The organism is Janthinobacterium sp. 344, assembly GCF_900112025.1.
Lineage (GTDB): Bacteria > Pseudomonadota > Gammaproteobacteria > Burkholderiales > Burkholderiaceae_D > Janthinobacterium.
Window position 1 is genome coordinate 226,539 of the sequence record NZ_FOKL01000008.1, and the last position, 17,866, is coordinate 244,404.

The window sequence follows — 17,866 nt, forward strand, 5'->3', positions numbered from 1 at the left end:
TGAATGCACAACGGCACAGGAATTCCTGTGCCGTCGCGGGACCCGCATCGCTTGGGGCCTACTTCTTGTCCGTTGGCGGGACCGGCGGCACGAAGGGGAAAGTGCCGAACAGATTCTTGCTCTGGCTCTGCATCTGCTCCTGCATCTGCACGAACAGGCTCTTGCTCTGGTCGATATAGTTGTTCATCATGCCCTGCATCATCGGACCCTGGACATTCATGAACTGGGTCCACATTTCCGGGCTGAATGGCTTGCCTTCGAAGCTGCCGGCCGAGGTGCCCGTGAATTTATGCTGGATATCGGTGAACGCTTGCACGTTCTTTTCCAGGTAGGATCCCATCATGCCCTGCATGGCGTGGCCATAGTAGCGGATGATCTGCGACAGCACGCTGCTCGAGAACATGGGCGCGCCATTGGCTTCCTCTTCCAAAATGATCTGCAGCAAGATGCTGCGCGTCAAATCTTCACTGGATTTGGCATCGACGACCGTAAAGACCTCGTTATCCAACACCAGCTGCTTGACGTCCGTCAAGGTGATGTAGGAGCTGGTTTGCGTGTCATACAGACGGCGGTTGGGATATTTTTTAATCAGGCGGTCTATATTTTTTTTTGCACTACTCATCACAAGTTCCACTTATTGCGCCGCAGCGCGTACTGAGTTAATCCGAAAAAAAAGCGAACGTGGGTCCGCTTTCGCACCTGCCTACTTTTTGCATTATAGAGTGGAAAACGGCTCCATTGCACATCAGGGTAGTAGATTCCCGCATTTATTGCAACGCAACTAAAAGTAGATTCCTGACAAGACCGGAGATCACTGCGGTCTTGCCCGGCCATCAGGCTGGTCCGCCCTATTCCGCCCTGACTTTAACATACCGGCCCGGCGCCGCCTCGATCGGCGCGTGGCGCTTGCTGCCGGGCTTGGCTGGCGCTTTCACGTCGCTACCGCCATGTTCGGCCAGGAACGCCGCCCATTCGGGCCACCAGCTGCCAGCGTGTTCCGTCGCGCCCTCCAGCCATTGCTCGGCGCTTTGCGGCTTCGACCGGGCCGTGCGCGGCGTATCGTTGCTCCAGTAGCTGCGCTTTTTCTTCGATGCGGGATTGATCACGCCGGCGATGTGGCCGGACGCGCCCAGGATGAAACGGTTGGCTTTCGGCTTTTTCGGGTTCAGCAGGGCCGTGCTGGCGTACGCCGCCCCCCAGGGCACGATATGGTCCTCGCGCGAACCGTAGATGAAGGCGGGCGCGTCGATGCTGCTCAAGTCGACTTTTTCACCGGCCACCGTCAGCTTGCCCGGCACTTTCAGGCTGTTTTCCAGGTAGGTGTTGCGCAGATACCAGCAGAACATGGGACCGGGCAGACTGGTGCCGTCGCCGTTCCAGTACAGCAAGTCGAAGGCGGGCGGCTCCTTGCCCTTCAGGTAATTCGACTGCACGTAATTCCACACCAGGTCGTTCGGCCGCAGGCTGGAGAACGTGCTGCCCAGGTCGCGGCCCGACATCAGGCCGCCCTTGGCCAGGGCCTGCTCGCGCAGCGCCACTTGCGGCTCGTCGATGAAGACGTCGAGCGCGCCCGTGTCGCAGAAATCGAGGAAGGTCGTCAGCAGGGTCAGGCTGGCGGCCGGGCTCTCGCCGCGCGCCTTGAGCACGGCCAGGGCCGTCGAGACGATGGTGCCGCCCACGCAAAAGCCGAACATGTTGAGCTTGTCCTGGCCGGAAATCTCCTGCACCACCCGGATGGCCGTGATCACGCCCTGCTCCACGTAGTCATCCCACGTGACGTGCTGCATGCTCAGGTCCGGATTGCGCCAGGACATCAGGAACACCGTATTGCCCTGCTCCACCGCGTAGCGCACGAGCGAGTTTTCTGGCTGCAAGTCAAGGATATAGAATTTATTGATGCATGGCGGCACCATCAACAGGGGCCGCTGGTGTACCTTGGGCGTCGTCGGCGTGTACTGGATCAGCTGAAACAGTGCATTCTCGAACACCACCGTGCCCGGCGTGGTGGCCACGTTGCGGCCCACCTCGAACGCCGATTCGTCGGACTGCGAGATGCGGCCCTTCTGCATGTCGGCCAGCATGTTCGTCAAGCCCTTGGCCAGGCTTTCGCCCTTGGTCTCGATCAGGGTTTGCTGCGCGTCAGGATTGGTGGCGAGGAAATTGGCGGGCGACATGGCGTCGACAATTTGCTGCACGGCAAACGCAATCTTTTGCCGCTGGTGCGGCGTCGCTTCCACGGCCGCGGCCATGGCGGTGAGAAATTCGGCGTTCAGCAGGTAGGCGGCCGCGTTGAAGGCCGACAAGGGGCTGGCGTGCCAGGCGGGCGCGGCGAAGCGACGATCCTTCAGCTCCGGCGTCTTGCCCGCCATGAAGTCGGCCCACAAGCCCGTCAGCTTGGCGACATAGGCATTTTTCAGCTGCTCGATCACTTCCGGCTTGATGCTGGCACCGGCATCCTGCAAAATGCCGGCAATCGGATTGCCGGACGGCTGCGGTACCATGTTGAACCACGTTTTCCACTGCTCAGGATTGCTGATCTGCGCCATCCATTCCTTGGTCATCGCTTGAGGATCGGGCATATTCATAGATAGTTAAGTCCATTCAAGATTGAGGGACGCCGAACAAAACCCGCTGCGCGTCGGTACAGGCGGCCTGCGATGCGCACCGTACCAAAGTCCGGTTGCGCTTCTTGGCCACCCCTGCCTTGCGCTTGCCAGGGTGTTGCCAGGCGTCGCAAACGTAGTCAAAAATACATATTTATGGAGCACCTGCATGCACACTCTTACTCACTGCCACTACCAATGATGCTCATGACCGCTGTTGCCTGGATCTATGTCGTCGGCCTCATGGCGCTGACGGAACCGTCCATCGTCGCCGGGGTGATGACCTTCGTGCTGTACTGCGTCATCCCGCTGTCCATCCTATTCTATCTGACGGGCTCGCGGCGACGCAAACGCAAGGCCGAACGGAAAGCGCGCAGCGTTGCCTCAACAGACGATAAAACAAAAACGGCAGACACATAAGTGCCTGCCGTGCAGATTATTTGCGCCAGATCAAACTGGCCTGTCGTCCCGTGACGCCGTCGCGCCGGTACGAGTAAAACTGCGCCGCATCGCTGACGGTGCAATATTCCCCGCCCGCCACCTGCGCCACGCCATCGCGCAGCAGCATGGTGCGCGCCAGCGCGTAGATATCCGCCAGATACTTGCCCGGCTTGCCAGTGATGGCCGTGAACGCGGCCGACAGCACCTGCCGTTCGGCTTCGTCGCGCGCGCCGTCGCGGAACGCTTGCAGCACATCGTGTCCCACCTCGAATTGCTGCGGGCCAATAGCCGGCCCCAGCCACGCGAGGATCTGCGTCGCGCCCCGCGCCCGCATGCGCTCCACCGTCTGCCGCAAGACGCCGTTGGCCAGGCCGCGCCAGCCCGCGTGCGCAGCTCCCACGACGAGGCCGTCATGGGAGCAGAACAGCACAGGCAGGCAATCGGCCGTCATCACCACGCACACGGCGCCAGGCAAGCTGGCCACGCTGGCGTCGGCGTCCGGCACGCAGCCAGCCAGGCTGGCCGCGTCCGCCACGTCCACGCCATGCACTTGCGACAGCCAGGCCGGCTGCGCCGGCAAGACTGCCGCCAGCCGCGCCCGGTTGGCGGCCACGTGCGCGGGCTCGTCGCCCACGTGCGTGCCCAGGTTCAAGCCACCGCCGCCCTGGCCGTCCCCATACGGTCCCTGGCTGACGCCGCCCGCGCGCACGCTCGACAGCGCGCCCACATTGGCAGGCAAGCCGGGCCAATGGGGCAGAAGACAAGGCAACGGTGACGTCATCAGACCTGTTCCGGCTCGGGAATGCCGGCCGTGGCGATCAGTTGCGCGAAGTCATCGGCCAGCGGCACGATCCACTCGCACGCTTCCAGGGTACCCGGATGCACGAGGCCCAGGCGGCGCGCCTGCAGCGCCTGACGCGAAAAGACCGTCACCAGGTGCTGCTTGCCGTACACATGGTCGCCGACCAGCGCAAAGCCCAGGTGCTGCATGTGCACGCGGATCTGGTGCGTACGGCCTGTTTCAAGGCGGCATTGCATCAAGCTCACGGGACGGCGGTCGAGTTCACCGCTGCCGATCAATTCATAGTGCGTGATGGCCGGCTTGGCCGTGAAGTTTTCCGACACGGCCATCTTGACCCGGTCGCGCGGGTGGCGCGCGATGGAGGCGTCGATGGTGCCGGCCATTTTCGGCGTGCCCCACACCAGCGCGAAATACTCACGCTTGACGGTGCGCGCCTGCAACTGGCGCACCAGGTCCGTTTGCGAGGCCAGGGTCTTGCCGACGACCATCAGGCCGCTGGTATCCTTGTCCAGGCGGTGCACGATGCCGGCGCGTGGCACGCCGGCCAGCTGCGGGCAGTGGTGCAGCAAGCCGTTGAGCAGGGTGCCGGACCAGTTGCCGGGCCCCGGATGCACGACCAGGCCGGCTGGTTTGTTGATGACGATGATATGCTCATCCTCGTGCACGATGTTCAATTCCATCGCTTCCGGCTTAAAAGCCTCGTCTTCCGGCGCGCTTTGCGGCAGAATGACGATCTTTTCATCGCCATAGGCGGTCATGTTGCGTTTGGCAACTTTCCCGTCGACGGTCACGAAACCGGCTTCCAGCCACAATTGCAAGCGGCTGCGCGAGTATTGCGGCACCAGCTGGGCGATGACTTTATCGAGGCGGTGGCCGCAGGCGTCCGGCGTCAGTTCCAGTGTAATCGGGGCCATTTCCTCGAAGACGTCGTCGGCGGCGAAATCGCCGTCAAACGCCGCTTCGGCAGCATGGTCAGAAAGGGAGTCAAACGCGGGGTCAGCCAAATTAGGCTTCGGAGTTAATATCACAGCATTCCCATCGGCTATAATCAGCCTATTGTAAAATCTTGGTTAAAACCTTCTTGCAAAACGTCATGCAAAAAAAATTATCGTTGGTAGTCGCTTCAGTCGTTCTGCTCGGCATGTCCGCTTGCAGCTTGTTGCCTGAAAAAGTGGATGAGACCAAAAACTGGTCCGTTACGAAATTATACTCGGAGGCGCGTGAAGAAATGGCCGGGCAGCACTATGAAGCTGCAATCGGCCTGTTCCAGAAGCTGGAGGCTAACTATCCTTTCGGCAACTATGCTCTGCAAGCGCAGATGGAGATCGCTTACGCGTATTATAAGTCGGGAGACCAGGCGCAGGCACTGGCCGCCGTCGAACGCTTCATCAAGTTGCATCCGAACCACGCGAATGTGGATTATATGTACTACTTGCGGGGCCTGATCAGCTTTAACGACCAGATCAGCTTCCTGAACTTCCTGTACGAGCAAGATCCGACCGAGCGCGATCCGAAAGCCACGCGCGAAGCGTTTGCCGCCTTCAAGCAACTGGTCGACAAGTTTCCAAATAGCAAATATGCGCCCGATTCCCTGGCCCGCATGAACTATCTGATCGATGCGATGGCGAAGTACGAAGTGCACGTGGCGCGCTATTACTACCGCCGCGGCGCCTACCTGGCCGCCGCCAACCGCGCGCAAACGACGGTGAGCGACTTCGCCGCCTCGCCGGCCATCGAGGAAGCGCTGTTCATCATGTACCGCTCGTATGACAAGCTGGGCTTGACCGACCTGCGCGACGACACCTTGCGCGTGCTGACCAGGAACTACCCGAACACGGCATTCCTCAGCCCGGAAGGGGTGAACAAGGAACGCAAGTGGTGGAAGTTCTGGCAGTAAAATGAAAAAACCGGAGCTTGCTCCGGTTTTTTCTTGACCCAACAACAGAATCCGGGGTCAGTCGCTGCGCGATCGGAATGCGTCCCATTGGGACGCATTCCCCCGTCGGGTACGACCCCCGCTTTTGCAGCTGGGGTGCTTTACTGATTCATTCGCGCCTACTCGCCAACCTTGCGCCGGAACACCCAGCTCTTGTCGTTCGACGCTTCCGGTACGAAGCCATAGCCGTCGACGTCGAACTGCTTCAGCTGCTCGGGATCACGGATGGCGTTGACGGCCGCATAGCGGGCCAGCATGCCGCGCGCGCGCTTGGCGTAGAACGAGATGATTTTATACTTGCCGTTCTTCCAGTCCTCGAACACGGGCGCGATGACGGGCACGTCCAGCTGGCGCGGCTTGACGGACTTGAAATATTCTTCGGAAGCAAGATTCACCAGCACCTTGGCGCCCTGCTCTTTTGCCGTGCGGTTCAGGCCGTTGGTGATGGTGTCGCCCCAGAACGCATATAAATCCTTGCCGCGCGCCGTCGACAGGCGCGTGCCCATTTCCAGCCGGTGCGGGTGGATCAGGTCCAGCGGACGCAGCAAGCCGTACAGGCCCGACAGGATGCGCACCTGCGACTGGGCGTAGGCCAGCTGGGCCGGCTGCAGGCTGCGCGCCTCGAAACCGGCGTACACGTCGCCATTGAAGGCCATGATGGCCTGGCGCGCATCGTCGAGCTTGGGGGTCCAGGACGCGTAGCGGGCCACGTTGAGGGCCGACAAGGCGTCGGAAATACCCATCAGGCTGCCCACTTCGGCGGGCGAAAACTGGCGCATGCGTTCGATGAGCTGAGCGGAATGGTCGAGAAAATCGGGGGTGCTGTGCAACGAGGTTGTTGGCGGCGTCTCCAGGTCGAGACTCTTGGCGGGCGAAAGCACGATCAACATAAATTATCACTACAGAATAGAATTGCCGACATGATACCTGCTCCACAAAAACTCGTCCTCGACACCAACGTTTGCCTCGACCTCTTCGTCTTCAACGACCCGCGCTGGGCGCCCCTGCTGGCGGCCATGGAAAGCGGCGCCGTGCACGCCATCACGCGCCAAGATTGCCGTGAGGAATACCTGGTCGTGTTGCACTACAAGCATCTGCCCCTCGACGAGGCCAGCCGCGCTGTCGCCGCCGCCCGTTTCGACGCCCACATCACGGTGGTGGCGCCGCCCGTCTCCGGCGTGCGCCTGCCCGTCTGCACGGACAAGGATGACCAGAAATTCCTCGAACTGGCGCGCGACGCCAACGCCGACATCCTCATCACCAAGGACAAGGCCCTGCTGAAACTGGCCCGCAAGACGGCCAAGGCCGGCATGTTCAGGATCATGCTGCCGGAAGGCTGGGCATTGCCGGGCTGAGCCGCCAAAGCCCCGCACGCGACGGGGCGCGCTGCGCTAGAATGGGAAACGATTCCACTTTCCGCACCGCGACCCTACCGTTCATGAACAGCCCGTCCCTGCCCTACACGACTCCCAGCCTGACCTCCCGCCTGCCGCTGGTGGGCACCACCGTGTTTACCCGCATGTCCAGCCTGGCGGCCCAGCATGGCGCCGTCAACCTGGGCCAGGGTTTTCCCGACTTCGACTGCGCGCCGGCGCTGGTCGACCTGGTCGCCGACGCCATGCGCGCCGGCCACAACCAGTATCCGATGATGACGGGCGCCGCGCCCCTGCGCGACGCCATTGCCGCCAAGATCGCCAGCCTGTACGGCCACGCCTACGATGCGGGCACGGAAATCACCGTCACGGCCGGCGCCACGCAGGCCCTGACCACGGCGATTTTGTGCTGCGTGCATCCGGGCGACGAAGTCATCGTCATCGAACCGGCCTACGACAGCTATTTGCCCGCCATCGCGCTGGCCGGCGGCGTACCCGTGCTGGTGGCCATGGAGGTAGGCGAACAGGGCTACAGCGTGCCGTGGGACAAGCTGGCGGCCGCCGTCAGCGGCAAGACGCGCCTGATCATCATCAACACGCCGCATAACCCGACGGGCACGATTTTGCGCCCGGCCGACGTGGCCGCGCTGGCCGACATCGTGCGCGGCACGCAAATTTTGATTTTGTCGGACGAAGTCTACGAACACATGGTGTACGACGGCGTGCGCCATGAGTCGCTCGCGCGCCACCCGGAACTGGCGGCGCGCAGCTTCATCGTCTCCAGCTTTGGCAAGACGTATCACGTGACGGGCTGGAAAGTCGGTTATGTGGCGGCACCGAAGGCCCTGTCGGCGGAGTTCCGCAAGGTGCACCAGTACAACGTCTTCACCGTCAACACGCCGATGCAGCACGGCCTGGCCGGCTACATGGCGGACCCGCAGCCCTACCTGGACTTGCCCGCGTTTTACCAGCACAAGCGCGACCTCTTCCGCGATGGGCTGGCGGGCAGCCGCTTTACCCTGCTGCCGGCCGACGGCACGTATTTCCAGTGCGTGCGCTACGATGCCATCTCGCACGACACCGAAGCGCAGTTCGCCGAATGGCTGACAACGGAAATCAAGGTCGCCGCCATCCCCGTCTCCGCGTTTTATGCGCAAGGCAAGGAGTCGGGCATCGTGCGCTTCTGCTTTGCCAAGAAAGACGAGACCTTGCGCCTGGCGCTGGAGCGCCTGCGCAGCATTTGATGGAATGCAGCACTGCCGCGCCCCGGCGCGGCAAATGACTGAGGGACAACAGCATGGTACAGCGTCGCATCGGCCCGGCCGATCTGGTTCCCGGCGAACCCCTGCCCTGGGATTTATTTCTGGCCGATCATAGTGCCGGCCCGCAACTGCGCAGGGGGCAAATCATCACGGATGGCGCGCAGCTGGGACGCTTGTTGCAGCTGGGCCTGTATGTGGGCGCGCCCGACCAGCCGTCCGTCCTGCGTCTGCTGAACGAGGCGGCGCAGCGCCTGGAGCGCTTGCTGCTGGACTTGCGCAGCGAAAACAATGCCGAGCGCGACGTGCGCGACATCGCCCGCGAATTGCTGCGCGCCTTGGAACACGATGCCGATATCGCCCTGGCCAGCATCCTGCTGAACCAGATCGCCGGCAGCTACGCCGTGCGCCACTGCATCGAAACGGCCTTGCTGGCCATGCTGGTGGGGCGCGGCATGCATAAATCCCACGATGAGCTGCTGCTGATCGGCGCCGCCGCCCTGACCATGAACGTGGGCATGCTGCGCCACCACGACAGCTTTCAGGACCGCCGCGGCCCCTTGAACGACGAGGAAATGCGCATCGTGCGCCAGCATCCGCAAGAAAGCGAGGAACTCCTGCGCTGCGCCGGTGTCGACGACGAGGAGTGGCTCAGCTGCGTGCTGCTGCACCATGAAAACGATGACGGCAGCGGCTACCCGCAGGGCCGCACGGCCGATGAAATCCTGCAGAACGCCAAACTGATCGGCCTGGCCGACCGCTATTGCGCGCGCGTCTCGGCGCGCAACTACCGCCGCTCCATCGTGCCCGACCAGGCCCTGCAGCACATCTTCCTCGACCAGAATCTGCCCATCGACCCCTTGCTGGGCGAGCAATTCGTCAACCTGCTGGGCAAATATCCCCCCGGCACCTTGGTGCGACTGCGCAGCGGCGAACTGGGCGTCGTCACGCAACGGGGCGCCACCCACGTCCATCCGCTCAGCGACCCGCTAGGCGCCCCGCTGGCCGCCACCGAACTGTCACAGCTGTCCCCGCGCGACACGGCCGACAGCCGCTTTGCCATCGTTTCCTCGCTGCACGAGGACGATGCGGGCTTGCATTTCAGCATGCGGCATGTGTGGGGCGATGAGGCGCGCTTATAGTCTGGCGGGGCAAGGCCGGGCGCCCGCCCCGCAACCATGCCACCTCACGGCTTCGGCGGACGGATACCCGTGTACTGTGCGCTGACCAATAGCCATTGCTTGTCGATCAGGCGGGCGACATACCCGGCGCGCATGGCAAAGGCGCGGGCGGCCCCATCCTGGTTGACGCGGTAGGATAGCCGGGCCGAGATGAGCGCCGTATCGCCAAAGGTACGCACCACAGGCTCATCGATCTGGAGCTGGGGGCTCGGCCGCTTCTGCTCCGGCGCATAGAAGGCGAGCATTTTGTCACGCCCGTCCACCTCGCCGACCGGTGATATTTCCACATAATTCTCGGCCGTGGTGGATCTCAAGGTGGCTTGATCGAAGCTGCTCTGCGCCTGCGCATGGCGCTGCACCAAAGCCACCAGTTCGGCATCGGCGGGAGCTGCGTGCGCGCTGCCGATCGCACCGAAGGCGCCCAGCAGGCAGGTGGCAAGGATATGTGGAAGGGTCAATTTCATGCGTAGTCATCCTGGTCGAGGTCATTGAAAAGCATCCGTTGATTACTGCGGCACCGCCGGTATCGGACACTCGCTTGCGGGCAACTCATCATGGAGAAGCCCAGCGTATGCTATCCCCTTGCCATTTCCTGGCGCATGCCATTGCGACAAAGCGCTTGAATCGGGGATTGAAACGCCATTTCGCCGGCCCGGGATGCGCATGGCGATGCCTTCAGATACGCCCGCAAGCCATGCCTCAGTTCGCGCCCGCAGGAGCGTCCAGCAACGTCTGTTGCAGATCAAGGTTAAGCGCCCACTGCTCTTCCACCGGAATGGCGCGCCGCGAGCTGGTCTTGAGGGAACCTTCTTGCGTCCACAGAAATGGATAAAAATTCAGGCACAGGTCGCCGGGCAAGGGCAATTCGTCAAACTCCTGCGCATCGCCGGGCTGCCGGCCGTAAAACTGCCGCAACTGGCGAGTAAAGGCCCATTCGATGAACGCCGTGAAGCCGATCTCCAGCGCTTCCCATGCCAGTGTCTCGGGCGCGAGGTAATACATCTTGCCCTGGTCGGCCCCGAGTGCGCCGCCGTTGATAGCAAAAAAGCCGCCGAGCACGTCGTCGGCCACCAGCAGAAAACCCTCGCTCTTTCCTTCGTTCCACGTAGCAATGTTCCGCTCCAGCTTGCCATGTCCTGAGCCCAATATGCGCAGCCAGCCGTCATCGACGAGGATGCCGCCGGTTTCATAGGCGATCGCGCCGAGGGGAGAACGCGTGGTGACCTGCAGGCTCAGCAGAACGTCCTCCCTGCCGGCCGAGGGCGGCAGCAATTCCACCGGGATCCCGGCCTCGCCGGCCCACTGCCGGATCAGCGGAAACGCCGGGTCTTCACTATCCAGTAATTCATTCAATGTACGCATTACACCTGACCTTATCGATGACCGCTTCCGGCGGTCGGAGAGTTCATGACGACGCTGGCACTGTCTGGCGGACGGCGCCCGGCATTCCAGCGGCTCGCCCCTGGCGCGACCCAGTATCGCTGACGACACCTGGACGCTCCGTAAATTTTACACATACCCGCCCCAGCCCCCCCTGCACGCCTGCCAGCGGCCACGCAACGCCGGCCGGATGCCGCCGGCCGGCACGCCGCGCATCCCCCTGAATCGACCGTTCATCCTGCGCCTGGCGCTGTTCGTCGTCCCGCGCTCGCCCGTGCGGGCGGCCGCACATACCATGCCGACATGACCACTCCACTCCAGTTCAAGTCCGGCCAATTCTATGGCGACGTGCATCACGGCGCGCGCGGCAGCATCTTCGATATCCGCCGCCTGAAGGCCACGCGTGGCGAGGATGAAGTCGCAACGCACCGGCATGACGATGCCCACTTCGTCTTTGTTTTGTCCGGCACGTATATTTCCAGCGCGCTGCACGCCCCGCCGCGCGCGCCGGCGCCCACCCTCGTCTTCAATCCTGCCGGCACGACGCACCGCGACCGCTTCGTCGATGGCAAGGGCAGTTTCATGACTGTATCGCTCGACCCTGCCCTGCTGTCGGGCGCCGAGGAGTTGCACGCGGCCCAGGAGTGCGCCACCGTGTTGCGCGATACGGCCAGCGCGGCGGCCGCATTCCGGCTCGCGCGCGACATCGGCCGCGGCGGCGATGGCGCCCTGCTCGAAGCGGGCGCGTGGGAGATGCTGGCCAGCCTGCACAAGGCCCCCCGGCAGGCGTGCCCCGCCCTGCCCGGCTGGGCCCACCAGGCCTATGAAGCCGTGATGGACCTGGCCGACGACACGCATCTGCGCATCGCCGACGTGGCCGCCGCGCTGGGCGTGCATCCCGTGCACCTGGCCCGCGTATTCCGCCAGGCCTGGGGCTGCTCGCCGGGCGACCTGCTGCGCTGGCGCCGCGTCGACCAGGCCAGCGGCCTGCTGCGCCGCCCGGAACTGAGCATGGCCGACGTGGCGCTGAGCGTGGGCTTTGCCGACCAGAGCCACATGAGCCGCGCCTTCCAGGCCCGCTACGGCATGACGCCCAGCAACTATCGCCGGCAAATGTTTCAAACGTCCAAGACAACGCCCAATTTGCAAGACTAGACTGCCCTTTTCCAACTCAGGAGCACACCATGTTGCGATTCCTCCCCCTTCTTCTGGCCTTCGGCAGCAGCGTCCACGCGGGCGAACTGGACGGCGTTACCACCGCCATCGAAGCGGGCGACTACAAGCAGATCACCAGCGTCGTGGTGGCGCAGCATGGCAAGCTGCTGTACGAACACTACTTCGACAAGGATGGCGCCGAAAGCCTGCGCAACACGCGCTCCGTTGGCAAGACGGTGGCCGGCATGCTGGTCGGCCTGGCCATCGAACGCAAGCTCTTGCGCGCCGACACGCCCGTGCTGCCCTACTTTCCGGAACTGCGCCCGCTGGCCCATGCCGACCCGCGCAAGGACAAGATCACGGTCGAGGATTTCCTGACCATGAGCTCGCTACTCGAATGCGACGACGACAACCAGCATTCGCGCGGCAACGAAGAGCGCATGTATCTGGTGGAAGACTGGAGCCGCTTCGTGGCGGACTTGCCGATCCGCGGCTTTCCCGAATGGCAGCCCCGCCCCGCGCAATCGCCGTATGGCCGCGCCTGGAGCTATTGCACGGCCGGCGTAACCCTGCTGGGGCCGCTGCTTGAAAAGGTGAGCGGCCAGGGCGTGCCGGACTTCGCCGCCGCCAACCTGTTCCAGCCGCTGGGCATCGACAAGGTGAAATGGCAATTCCAGCCCAAGGGCAGCGCCATGACGGGCGGCGGCTTGCAGCTGCGCAGCGTGGACCTGATGAAGCTGGGCCAGCTCTACCTCGACGGCGGGCGCTGGCATGGCAAGCAGGTGATGCCGGCCGAATGGGTCCAGCGCTCGATCACGCCCCATGCCAACGCGCGCGAAGGCATGGACTACGGCTACCTGTGGTGGCTGCAAGCGTTCACGGCCAATGGCCGCACCGTGCAAAGCTATGGCATGGCAGGTTCCGGCGGCAATAAAGTGCTGGTCCTGCCGGAACTCGATGCCGTGGTCGTCATCACCACGACCAATTTCCAGGTACGCGATGCCCATGGCCTCAGCGAAAAATTGCTGACCAAGCTGATCCTGCCGGCATTGATGCGCCCGTAAGCGCCCTTTATTTTGCGGACGTCAAGTACGCCCGCAGTCCATGCGTGAGCACGAAAGGAAACACGCTCGCATGGTCTTCATCCTCGAAGACGCGCAGGCGCGTCTTCAAATTCGGGAACTTGTGCGCCTTCAGCTTGCCGTCGAACTCGCGCAAGTCCGCCACCATGTCGGCGTCTTCCTCCGAACGCGAACGCTTCTTGCCCGCCGCCAGTTTCTCCAGGCCACCGATACCGAAGAACACGGATGCGGGCAAGTCCTTGTGGCTGGCCGCATACGCCTGCTCGCGGTCGAACATCACGCCGGCGTCGTACCACAACGACGGGCTGCCCAAGATGTAATGCTCGAAGGTGCGCGGTTCCGTCAGCAAAAATTGCAGGCCCAGCAGGCTGCCGTAGGAATGGCCGATGAACACCTTGCGCTGCATGTTGACGCGATAGTTACTTGCGATAAAGGGAAACACTTCGCCCGAGATGAACTGGCCATACGCCTTCGCTTCGCCGAACGCCGGCTGCCGTCCCGGCATGTCCGAGCGGTAATCATGCTTGCGCGGCGTGGTGGGCGTGTAGTCGCGGCGCCGGCTGTAGACGCCGCCATCGCCATTCGCGTACGACAGGCCGACGACGACCACCTCTTCCATGCCCGCATGCTTGTTCAGGCGCTGCGCGATATTGCGCACGACGGGAAACGCATAATTGGCATCGACGACGAACAGCACGGGATAGCGTTTATTCCCCTGCCGGTAGGAATCGGGCAAGGCGACATACACCTGATAGTCGCGTTTCAGGGCTTGCGCCCGGATGTCGCGCACTTCCGTATTCTCAAGAACGTAGCTGGCGGGCGCGCTGGCGGGGGCGGCAAGGGCGCTGTTGGCCAGGCAGCACAGGGCGATGAGCAGATGCAGAGGCTTCACGCTGATTCTTTCATTGAGGTAAAAATTACTTGGCAGCCGCCGCCGTCAACTGCACCAGCTTGCGCTCGACAAACGCCTGCAGCTGGGGCGATAACGTCTGCAAACCCCTGGCCCGCTCGAACGCCTGACGCGCCTGGGCCGGATGGTTGTCAGCCTGCAAGGCAATGCCCAGGCCCATCCACCAGACGCTGTTGTCGGGCGCCGTCTGCAGGGCCAGCTGGTATTGCTCCGCCGCCTCGCGGTAGCGCTGTTCGCGCTGCAGCACGCCCGCCAAAAAGGCGCGGTAGTCGCCATTCTCGGCCGCGTATGGCAGGCTGCGCATCAGGGTATCGAGGGCGGCCGGGCCGCCGTTGGGCTTGTCCAGCTGCAAGCGGGCCAGCATCATCGCCTGCGCCGGCTGTTTCGGGTCGAGCGCCAAGCTCAGCTGCAACTGGCGGGCCGCGTCGTCGGGACGCTGCGCTTCCAGCAGCAGGCGCACGAGGGTTTCGCGCGCGCCCTGGTGGCGCGGGTCCAGCTGCAGGGTCTGCTGCAAGGCCAGCATGGCCTCGGACACGCGGCCGTCTTCCAGTTGGCCCAGCGCGCGCCGGTATGCATTCTCCACGCGCTGCTGCGGCGTGACTTGTTTGCCATCCACGATGCGCTCACTGGCAACGGCCGGCGCTGCCGGCTTCGCCACAGGCGCGGCGGCGGGCCTGGCGATGTTTTCCGCAGGACGGCGCGCCTTGGCGGGCGGCGAAGCGGCTGCCGGCGCTTCCTCTGCCTGGAATACCGGCTCGGGCGCCACCGGCACTTCGGCAACGGGGGCTGGAGCGGGCGCGGCCGCAACCGCCGGCGCGGGCAGCGGTGCAGGCAGCGGCGTGCCGGCCACGCTGACCAGCACGGGCGGCACGGGCGGCCGTTTCCAGTACACCCAACCGAGGGCGATGGCGGCCGCCGTCAGGCCGGCCGCACCACCGAAGACCAGCGCGCGCGAGACGCCCCGTTCCCGTTCGGGCACGGAACGGATGCCGCCCGCGTCGGCGCGTCCGTCCGGGGTGCCGCGGGCATCGAGGTCTTGCAACATCTTGTTAATCAGGCTCATCTACAGGCTCATCTTGGTCATCGGTTCAATAAAGTCCAGCTTGCGGCAGCGGCGACGGCCAGCACGCCGGCGCCCGCCAGCCACGGCCACGGGCGCGCCCAGACGCGCCGCTTGCTGGCCAGGGTATCGCTGGCCGCCAGCGCCACGTGGCGCCCGCTGACCTGCTGGCGGCCTTCGCCATAGGCCACCATCAGCGCCTTGTGCGCCATGATGTTGATCAGGCGCGGAATGCCGCCGGAAGCCTGGTACAGCTTGCTCACGCCGCCACGGCTGAACAGGCGCGCGCCATCGAAGCCGGCCACGCGCAGGCGATGCGCGACATAAAACTCCACGTCATCGCGGCACAAAGGCCCCAGGTGATAATGAAACGTGATGCGCTGCGCCAGCTGGCGGATTTCCGGCAGGGCCAGCTTGACGTCCAGCTCAGGCTGGCCGAACAGCACGATTTGCAGCAGCTTGCGCTTTTCCGTTTCCAGGTTCGTCAGCAGCCGCAGCGCTTCCAGGCTGTCGATGGGGATCGCCTGCGCTTCATCCAGACACAGCAGCACGCGCCTGCCTTGCGCCGCCAGGTTGAGCAAGCGCAAGTTGAGCGACTTGAGCAGCTGATGCTGATCGGCATCCTTCTCCAGCAAGACATCGAGATCGTCCGCCAGGGCCAGGATCAGCGACCGTGGCGGCAGGTTCGGATTCGGGATATACGCGGTGACGAAGTCCGGTCCCAGCGACTGCATGAACTTGCGGCACAGAAAAGTCTTGCCGGTCCCCACTTCGCCAGTGATCTTGATGAAGCCCTCGCCATTGCGCGCCGCCACCAGCAGGGTGTTGAGCGCCTTTTGCGATTGCGGGCCGTTGAAAAAGAAACTGGTATCGGGCGTGAGGCCGAACGGCGCCTCGCGCAAGCCGAAATGGGCCTGATACATTTAGCGCCGCTCCGACGGACGGCGCGGGTCCAGCGCCTCGATGCGCTTGCCCGAATCGAGCAAGTCCTCGTTCCAGCTGTTGGCGCCATCGACGATGGTGGGCTTGATCAGCACCACCAGTTCGCGCTTCTGGATCACCTGCCCCGTGTTGCGGAACAGCGCGCCCAGCACGGGAATGTCGCCCGCGCCCGGCACTTGCGAGCGGTCCGCCGTCGTCGCCTGGCGCATCAGGCCGCCGATCGCGACGATGCGGCCATCCTGGCTGCGCACCATGCTGTCCATCTCGGACGTGCTGGAGGCGGCCAGCGGCAGTTTCAGGGAACCGGCGCTGCCCAGGTCGATTTCCTTGCTGATGGTCGACACCTGGCTGACGGACGGGTGCACGTGCAGGATGATGTTGCCGTCCGCATCGATCTGCGGCGTCACGTCCAGCACCACGCCGGAAAAGAACGGCTGCAAGGTCACGTTGGGACTGGTGGTGGCGCCACTGGCCGTCGTGTTCGTGGTGGTCGACACGCCCGTCACGTAAAACTCGTCCGTGCCGATCTTCAGCACGGCCTTCTGGTTGTTCATGGTGGCGATGCGCGGGCTCGACAGCACGTGCACGGAGCCTTGCGATTCCAGGAAGGAAATCATGGCGGCAAAATTGGCCGTCTGGAACGCCAGGCCGAACATGGAACCGGCCGAGGTGGCCGCCGAACTGAGGCCAAAGCCGCTGCTGGCCGTCAGGCCGCTGCCATTCGTCATGTTGGGCGGCTGGCCGCCGTTGAACGGCAGCGGCGCCAGGGTGCCGCCCGGCTGGATGAAACCGGTCGAGATGCGGTTCGTGTGGCCGCTCTTGATCGAGGCAAACGAGGCCCAGTTGATGCCCGTCTGCGTGTTGTTGTTGAGTTCGACCTCGAGGATTTTCGCTTCCAGGATCACCTGGCGGTCGACGGACAATTGCGTCGCCTTCAGATACATGTCGACATTGCGCAGTTCTTCCGGCATGGCGCGGATGACGATCACCCCAGATTGCGGGCTGAGCACCACCTGGCGGCCCCCTTCCGTGCTGCCGACGATGGCTTCCAGCGACAATTTCAGTTCGCGCCAGAAATCCGCGTTCGAGGTGGTCGTCAGGTTGCTGCTGTCTTCGCCCGGCACCAGGCTGCCCGGATTCTGCGTGGCGTTGTTATTGCCGGTGCCATTGTTGCCCGTGCCGCCCGAAGTGGTCGCGCCCACGGACGACACCGAGGTCGACGAGACGCGCAAGTTCGACGTGCCCTTGCGCGCGCCCGTCAGGTAATTGACGTGGAACAACCGCGTCTGCATGGTGAGGGGTTTGATATAGATCTGCGTGCCTTCGACCTTGTAATCGTAGCCATACAATTCGCGCACTGCGTCGAGCGCCTGGAACAGGGTCACATCCTTCAGATTCGCCGAAATCGTGCCGCCGATATCGGGGTGGACCAGCATGTTGTAGCGCGTGCCGGCCACGATGGAGGTGAAGAACTGGCGCGCCGGCACATTATTGAAGGCCACGTTGAAGCGCTCGTCGAGCGCGGCGCGGGCCTTCGGCAATTGCTGCGCCAGGGCCGCCACGGGCGGCAGCAGCGCCGCTTCCACGGCATCGGGCTGGGCCGCTGGCGTGGTGGTGGCCGCCGCGCCTTTCACGGCATCGGTAATGGCATTGTAAGTGTCGCGCTTGACGGGCGCGACATTGCAGCCGCCCAGGCCCAGGCTGACGCTGATGACTGCCGCCATCGTACTGATCTTGAACAT

18 protein-coding genes are annotated in these 17,866 nt (G+C 63.6%); 7 read left to right on the forward strand and 11 right to left on the reverse strand.

Translation table 11 applies throughout. From position 1 onward, the window contains the following. Positions 1–58: 58 nt before the first annotated feature. Both phaR and phaC read right to left on the reverse strand, forming a co-directional pair. On the reverse strand, positions 59–622 hold the full coding sequence (gene phaR, locus BM193_RS21275; RefSeq protein ID WP_092800050.1) for a polyhydroxyalkanoate synthesis repressor PhaR: 564 nt from the start codon (positions 620–622) through the stop codon (positions 59–61). A 226-nt stretch (positions 623–848) separates the two neighbouring features. After that, complete coding sequence (phaC, locus tag BM193_RS21280) at positions 849–2,585, reverse strand: class I poly(R)-hydroxyalkanoic acid synthase (RefSeq protein ID WP_092800048.1); 1,737 nt, start codon at positions 2,583–2,585, stop codon at positions 849–851. A 216-nt stretch (positions 2,586–2,801) separates the two neighbouring features. Between phaC and BM193_RS21285 the strand changes: the two genes are divergently transcribed. Continuing rightward, on the forward strand, positions 2,802–3,023 hold the full coding sequence (locus BM193_RS21285; RefSeq protein WP_368087289.1) for a hypothetical protein: 222 nt from the start codon (positions 2,802–2,804) through the stop codon (positions 3,021–3,023). Between the two features lie 16 nt (positions 3,024–3,039). On the opposite strand, the gene pgeF is transcribed toward BM193_RS21285, so the two are convergent. Further along, positions 3,040–3,825 (reverse strand): peptidoglycan editing factor PgeF, encoded by a 786-nt coding sequence (pgeF, locus tag BM193_RS21290; protein WP_092800046.1) that lies wholly within the window; start codon positions 3,823–3,825, stop codon positions 3,040–3,042. After that, complete coding sequence (locus BM193_RS21295) at positions 3,825–4,850, reverse strand: RluA family pseudouridine synthase (RefSeq protein WP_092800044.1); 1,026 nt, start codon at positions 4,848–4,850, stop codon at positions 3,825–3,827. Before BM193_RS21295 ends, pgeF begins: the two co-directional genes overlap by 1 nt. 89 nt (positions 4,851–4,939) lie before the next feature. Between BM193_RS21295 and BM193_RS21300 the strand changes: the two genes are divergently transcribed. Continuing rightward, positions 4,940–5,743: an outer membrane protein assembly factor BamD gene (locus BM193_RS21300; protein ID WP_092800042.1), complete on the forward strand. Its 804-nt coding sequence runs from the start codon at positions 4,940–4,942 to the stop codon at positions 5,741–5,743. Positions 5,744–5,901: 158 nt separating this feature from the next. Here the strand turns inward: BM193_RS21300 and yaaA are convergent, their stop codons facing one another. Next, a complete protein-coding gene (gene yaaA / locus BM193_RS21305) occupies positions 5,902–6,672 on the reverse strand; it encodes a peroxide stress protein YaaA (protein WP_092800040.1) in 771 nt (256 codons plus the stop codon). 30 nt (positions 6,673–6,702) lie between these two features. Between yaaA and BM193_RS21310 the strand changes: the two genes are divergently transcribed. The 3 genes from BM193_RS21310 (at position 6,703) to BM193_RS21320 (ending at position 9,556) form a co-directional block, all read left to right on the forward strand. Beyond that, on the forward strand, positions 6,703–7,137 hold the full coding sequence (locus BM193_RS21310) for a putative toxin-antitoxin system toxin component, PIN family (protein ID WP_092800038.1): 435 nt from the start codon (positions 6,703–6,705) through the stop codon (positions 7,135–7,137). Positions 7,138–7,220: 83 nt separating this feature from the next. After that, on the forward strand, positions 7,221–8,399 hold the full coding sequence (locus BM193_RS21315) for a pyridoxal phosphate-dependent aminotransferase (RefSeq protein WP_092800036.1): 1,179 nt from the start codon (positions 7,221–7,223) through the stop codon (positions 8,397–8,399). Positions 8,400–8,452: 53 nt separating this feature from the next. After that, entirely contained in the window at positions 8,453–9,556 is a 1,104-nt protein-coding gene (locus BM193_RS21320) for an HD-GYP domain-containing protein (RefSeq protein WP_092800034.1), read from the forward strand. Between the two features lie 44 nt (positions 9,557–9,600). Here BM193_RS21320 and BM193_RS21325 read toward each other — a convergent pair whose 3' ends face one another. Both BM193_RS21325 and BM193_RS21330 read right to left on the reverse strand, forming a co-directional pair. Continuing rightward, on the reverse strand, positions 9,601–10,059 hold the full coding sequence (locus BM193_RS21325; protein WP_092800032.1) for a nuclear transport factor 2 family protein: 459 nt from the start codon (positions 10,057–10,059) through the stop codon (positions 9,601–9,603). A gap of 235 nt (positions 10,060–10,294) precedes the next feature. Next, positions 10,295–10,957 carry a DUF2625 family protein gene (locus BM193_RS21330; protein WP_092800030.1) on the reverse strand — a complete coding sequence of 221 codons (663 nt, stop codon included), beginning with the start codon at positions 10,955–10,957 and terminating at the stop codon, positions 10,295–10,297. A gap of 321 nt (positions 10,958–11,278) precedes the next feature. Here BM193_RS21330 and BM193_RS21335 point away from each other — a divergent pair, with 321 nt between their 5' ends. Continuing rightward, the gene (locus BM193_RS21335) at positions 11,279–12,130 is read left to right on the forward strand and encodes a helix-turn-helix transcriptional regulator (protein ID WP_092800027.1); all 852 of its coding nucleotides are present in this window, start codon (positions 11,279–11,281) and stop codon (positions 12,128–12,130) included. Positions 12,131–12,159: 29 nt separating this feature from the next. After that, the gene (locus tag BM193_RS21340) at positions 12,160–13,194 is read left to right on the forward strand and encodes a serine hydrolase domain-containing protein (RefSeq protein WP_092800025.1); all 1,035 of its coding nucleotides are present in this window, start codon (positions 12,160–12,162) and stop codon (positions 13,192–13,194) included. A 7-nt stretch (positions 13,195–13,201) separates the two neighbouring features. On the opposite strand, the gene BM193_RS21345 is transcribed toward BM193_RS21340, so the two are convergent. Genes BM193_RS21345 through mshL form a run of 4 tightly spaced genes read right to left on the reverse strand, consistent with a single transcriptional unit; the run spans position 13,202 to position 17,866 of the window. Further along, positions 13,202–14,104 carry an alpha/beta hydrolase gene (locus BM193_RS21345; protein WP_092800023.1) on the reverse strand — a complete coding sequence of 301 codons (903 nt, stop codon included), beginning with the start codon at positions 14,102–14,104 and terminating at the stop codon, positions 13,202–13,204. A 25-nt stretch (positions 14,105–14,129) separates the two neighbouring features. Next, positions 14,130–15,185, reverse strand: coding sequence for a tetratricopeptide repeat protein (locus BM193_RS21350; protein ID WP_092800021.1), 1,056 nt, complete (start codon positions 15,183–15,185; stop codon positions 14,130–14,132). Positions 15,186–15,202: 17 nt separating this feature from the next. After that, positions 15,203–16,105 (reverse strand): ExeA family protein, encoded by a 903-nt coding sequence (locus BM193_RS21355; protein ID WP_092800019.1) that lies wholly within the window; start codon positions 16,103–16,105, stop codon positions 15,203–15,205. Continuing rightward, entirely contained in the window at positions 16,106–17,866 is a 1,761-nt protein-coding gene (gene mshL, locus BM193_RS21360) for a pilus (MSHA type) biogenesis protein MshL (protein ID WP_092800499.1), read from the reverse strand.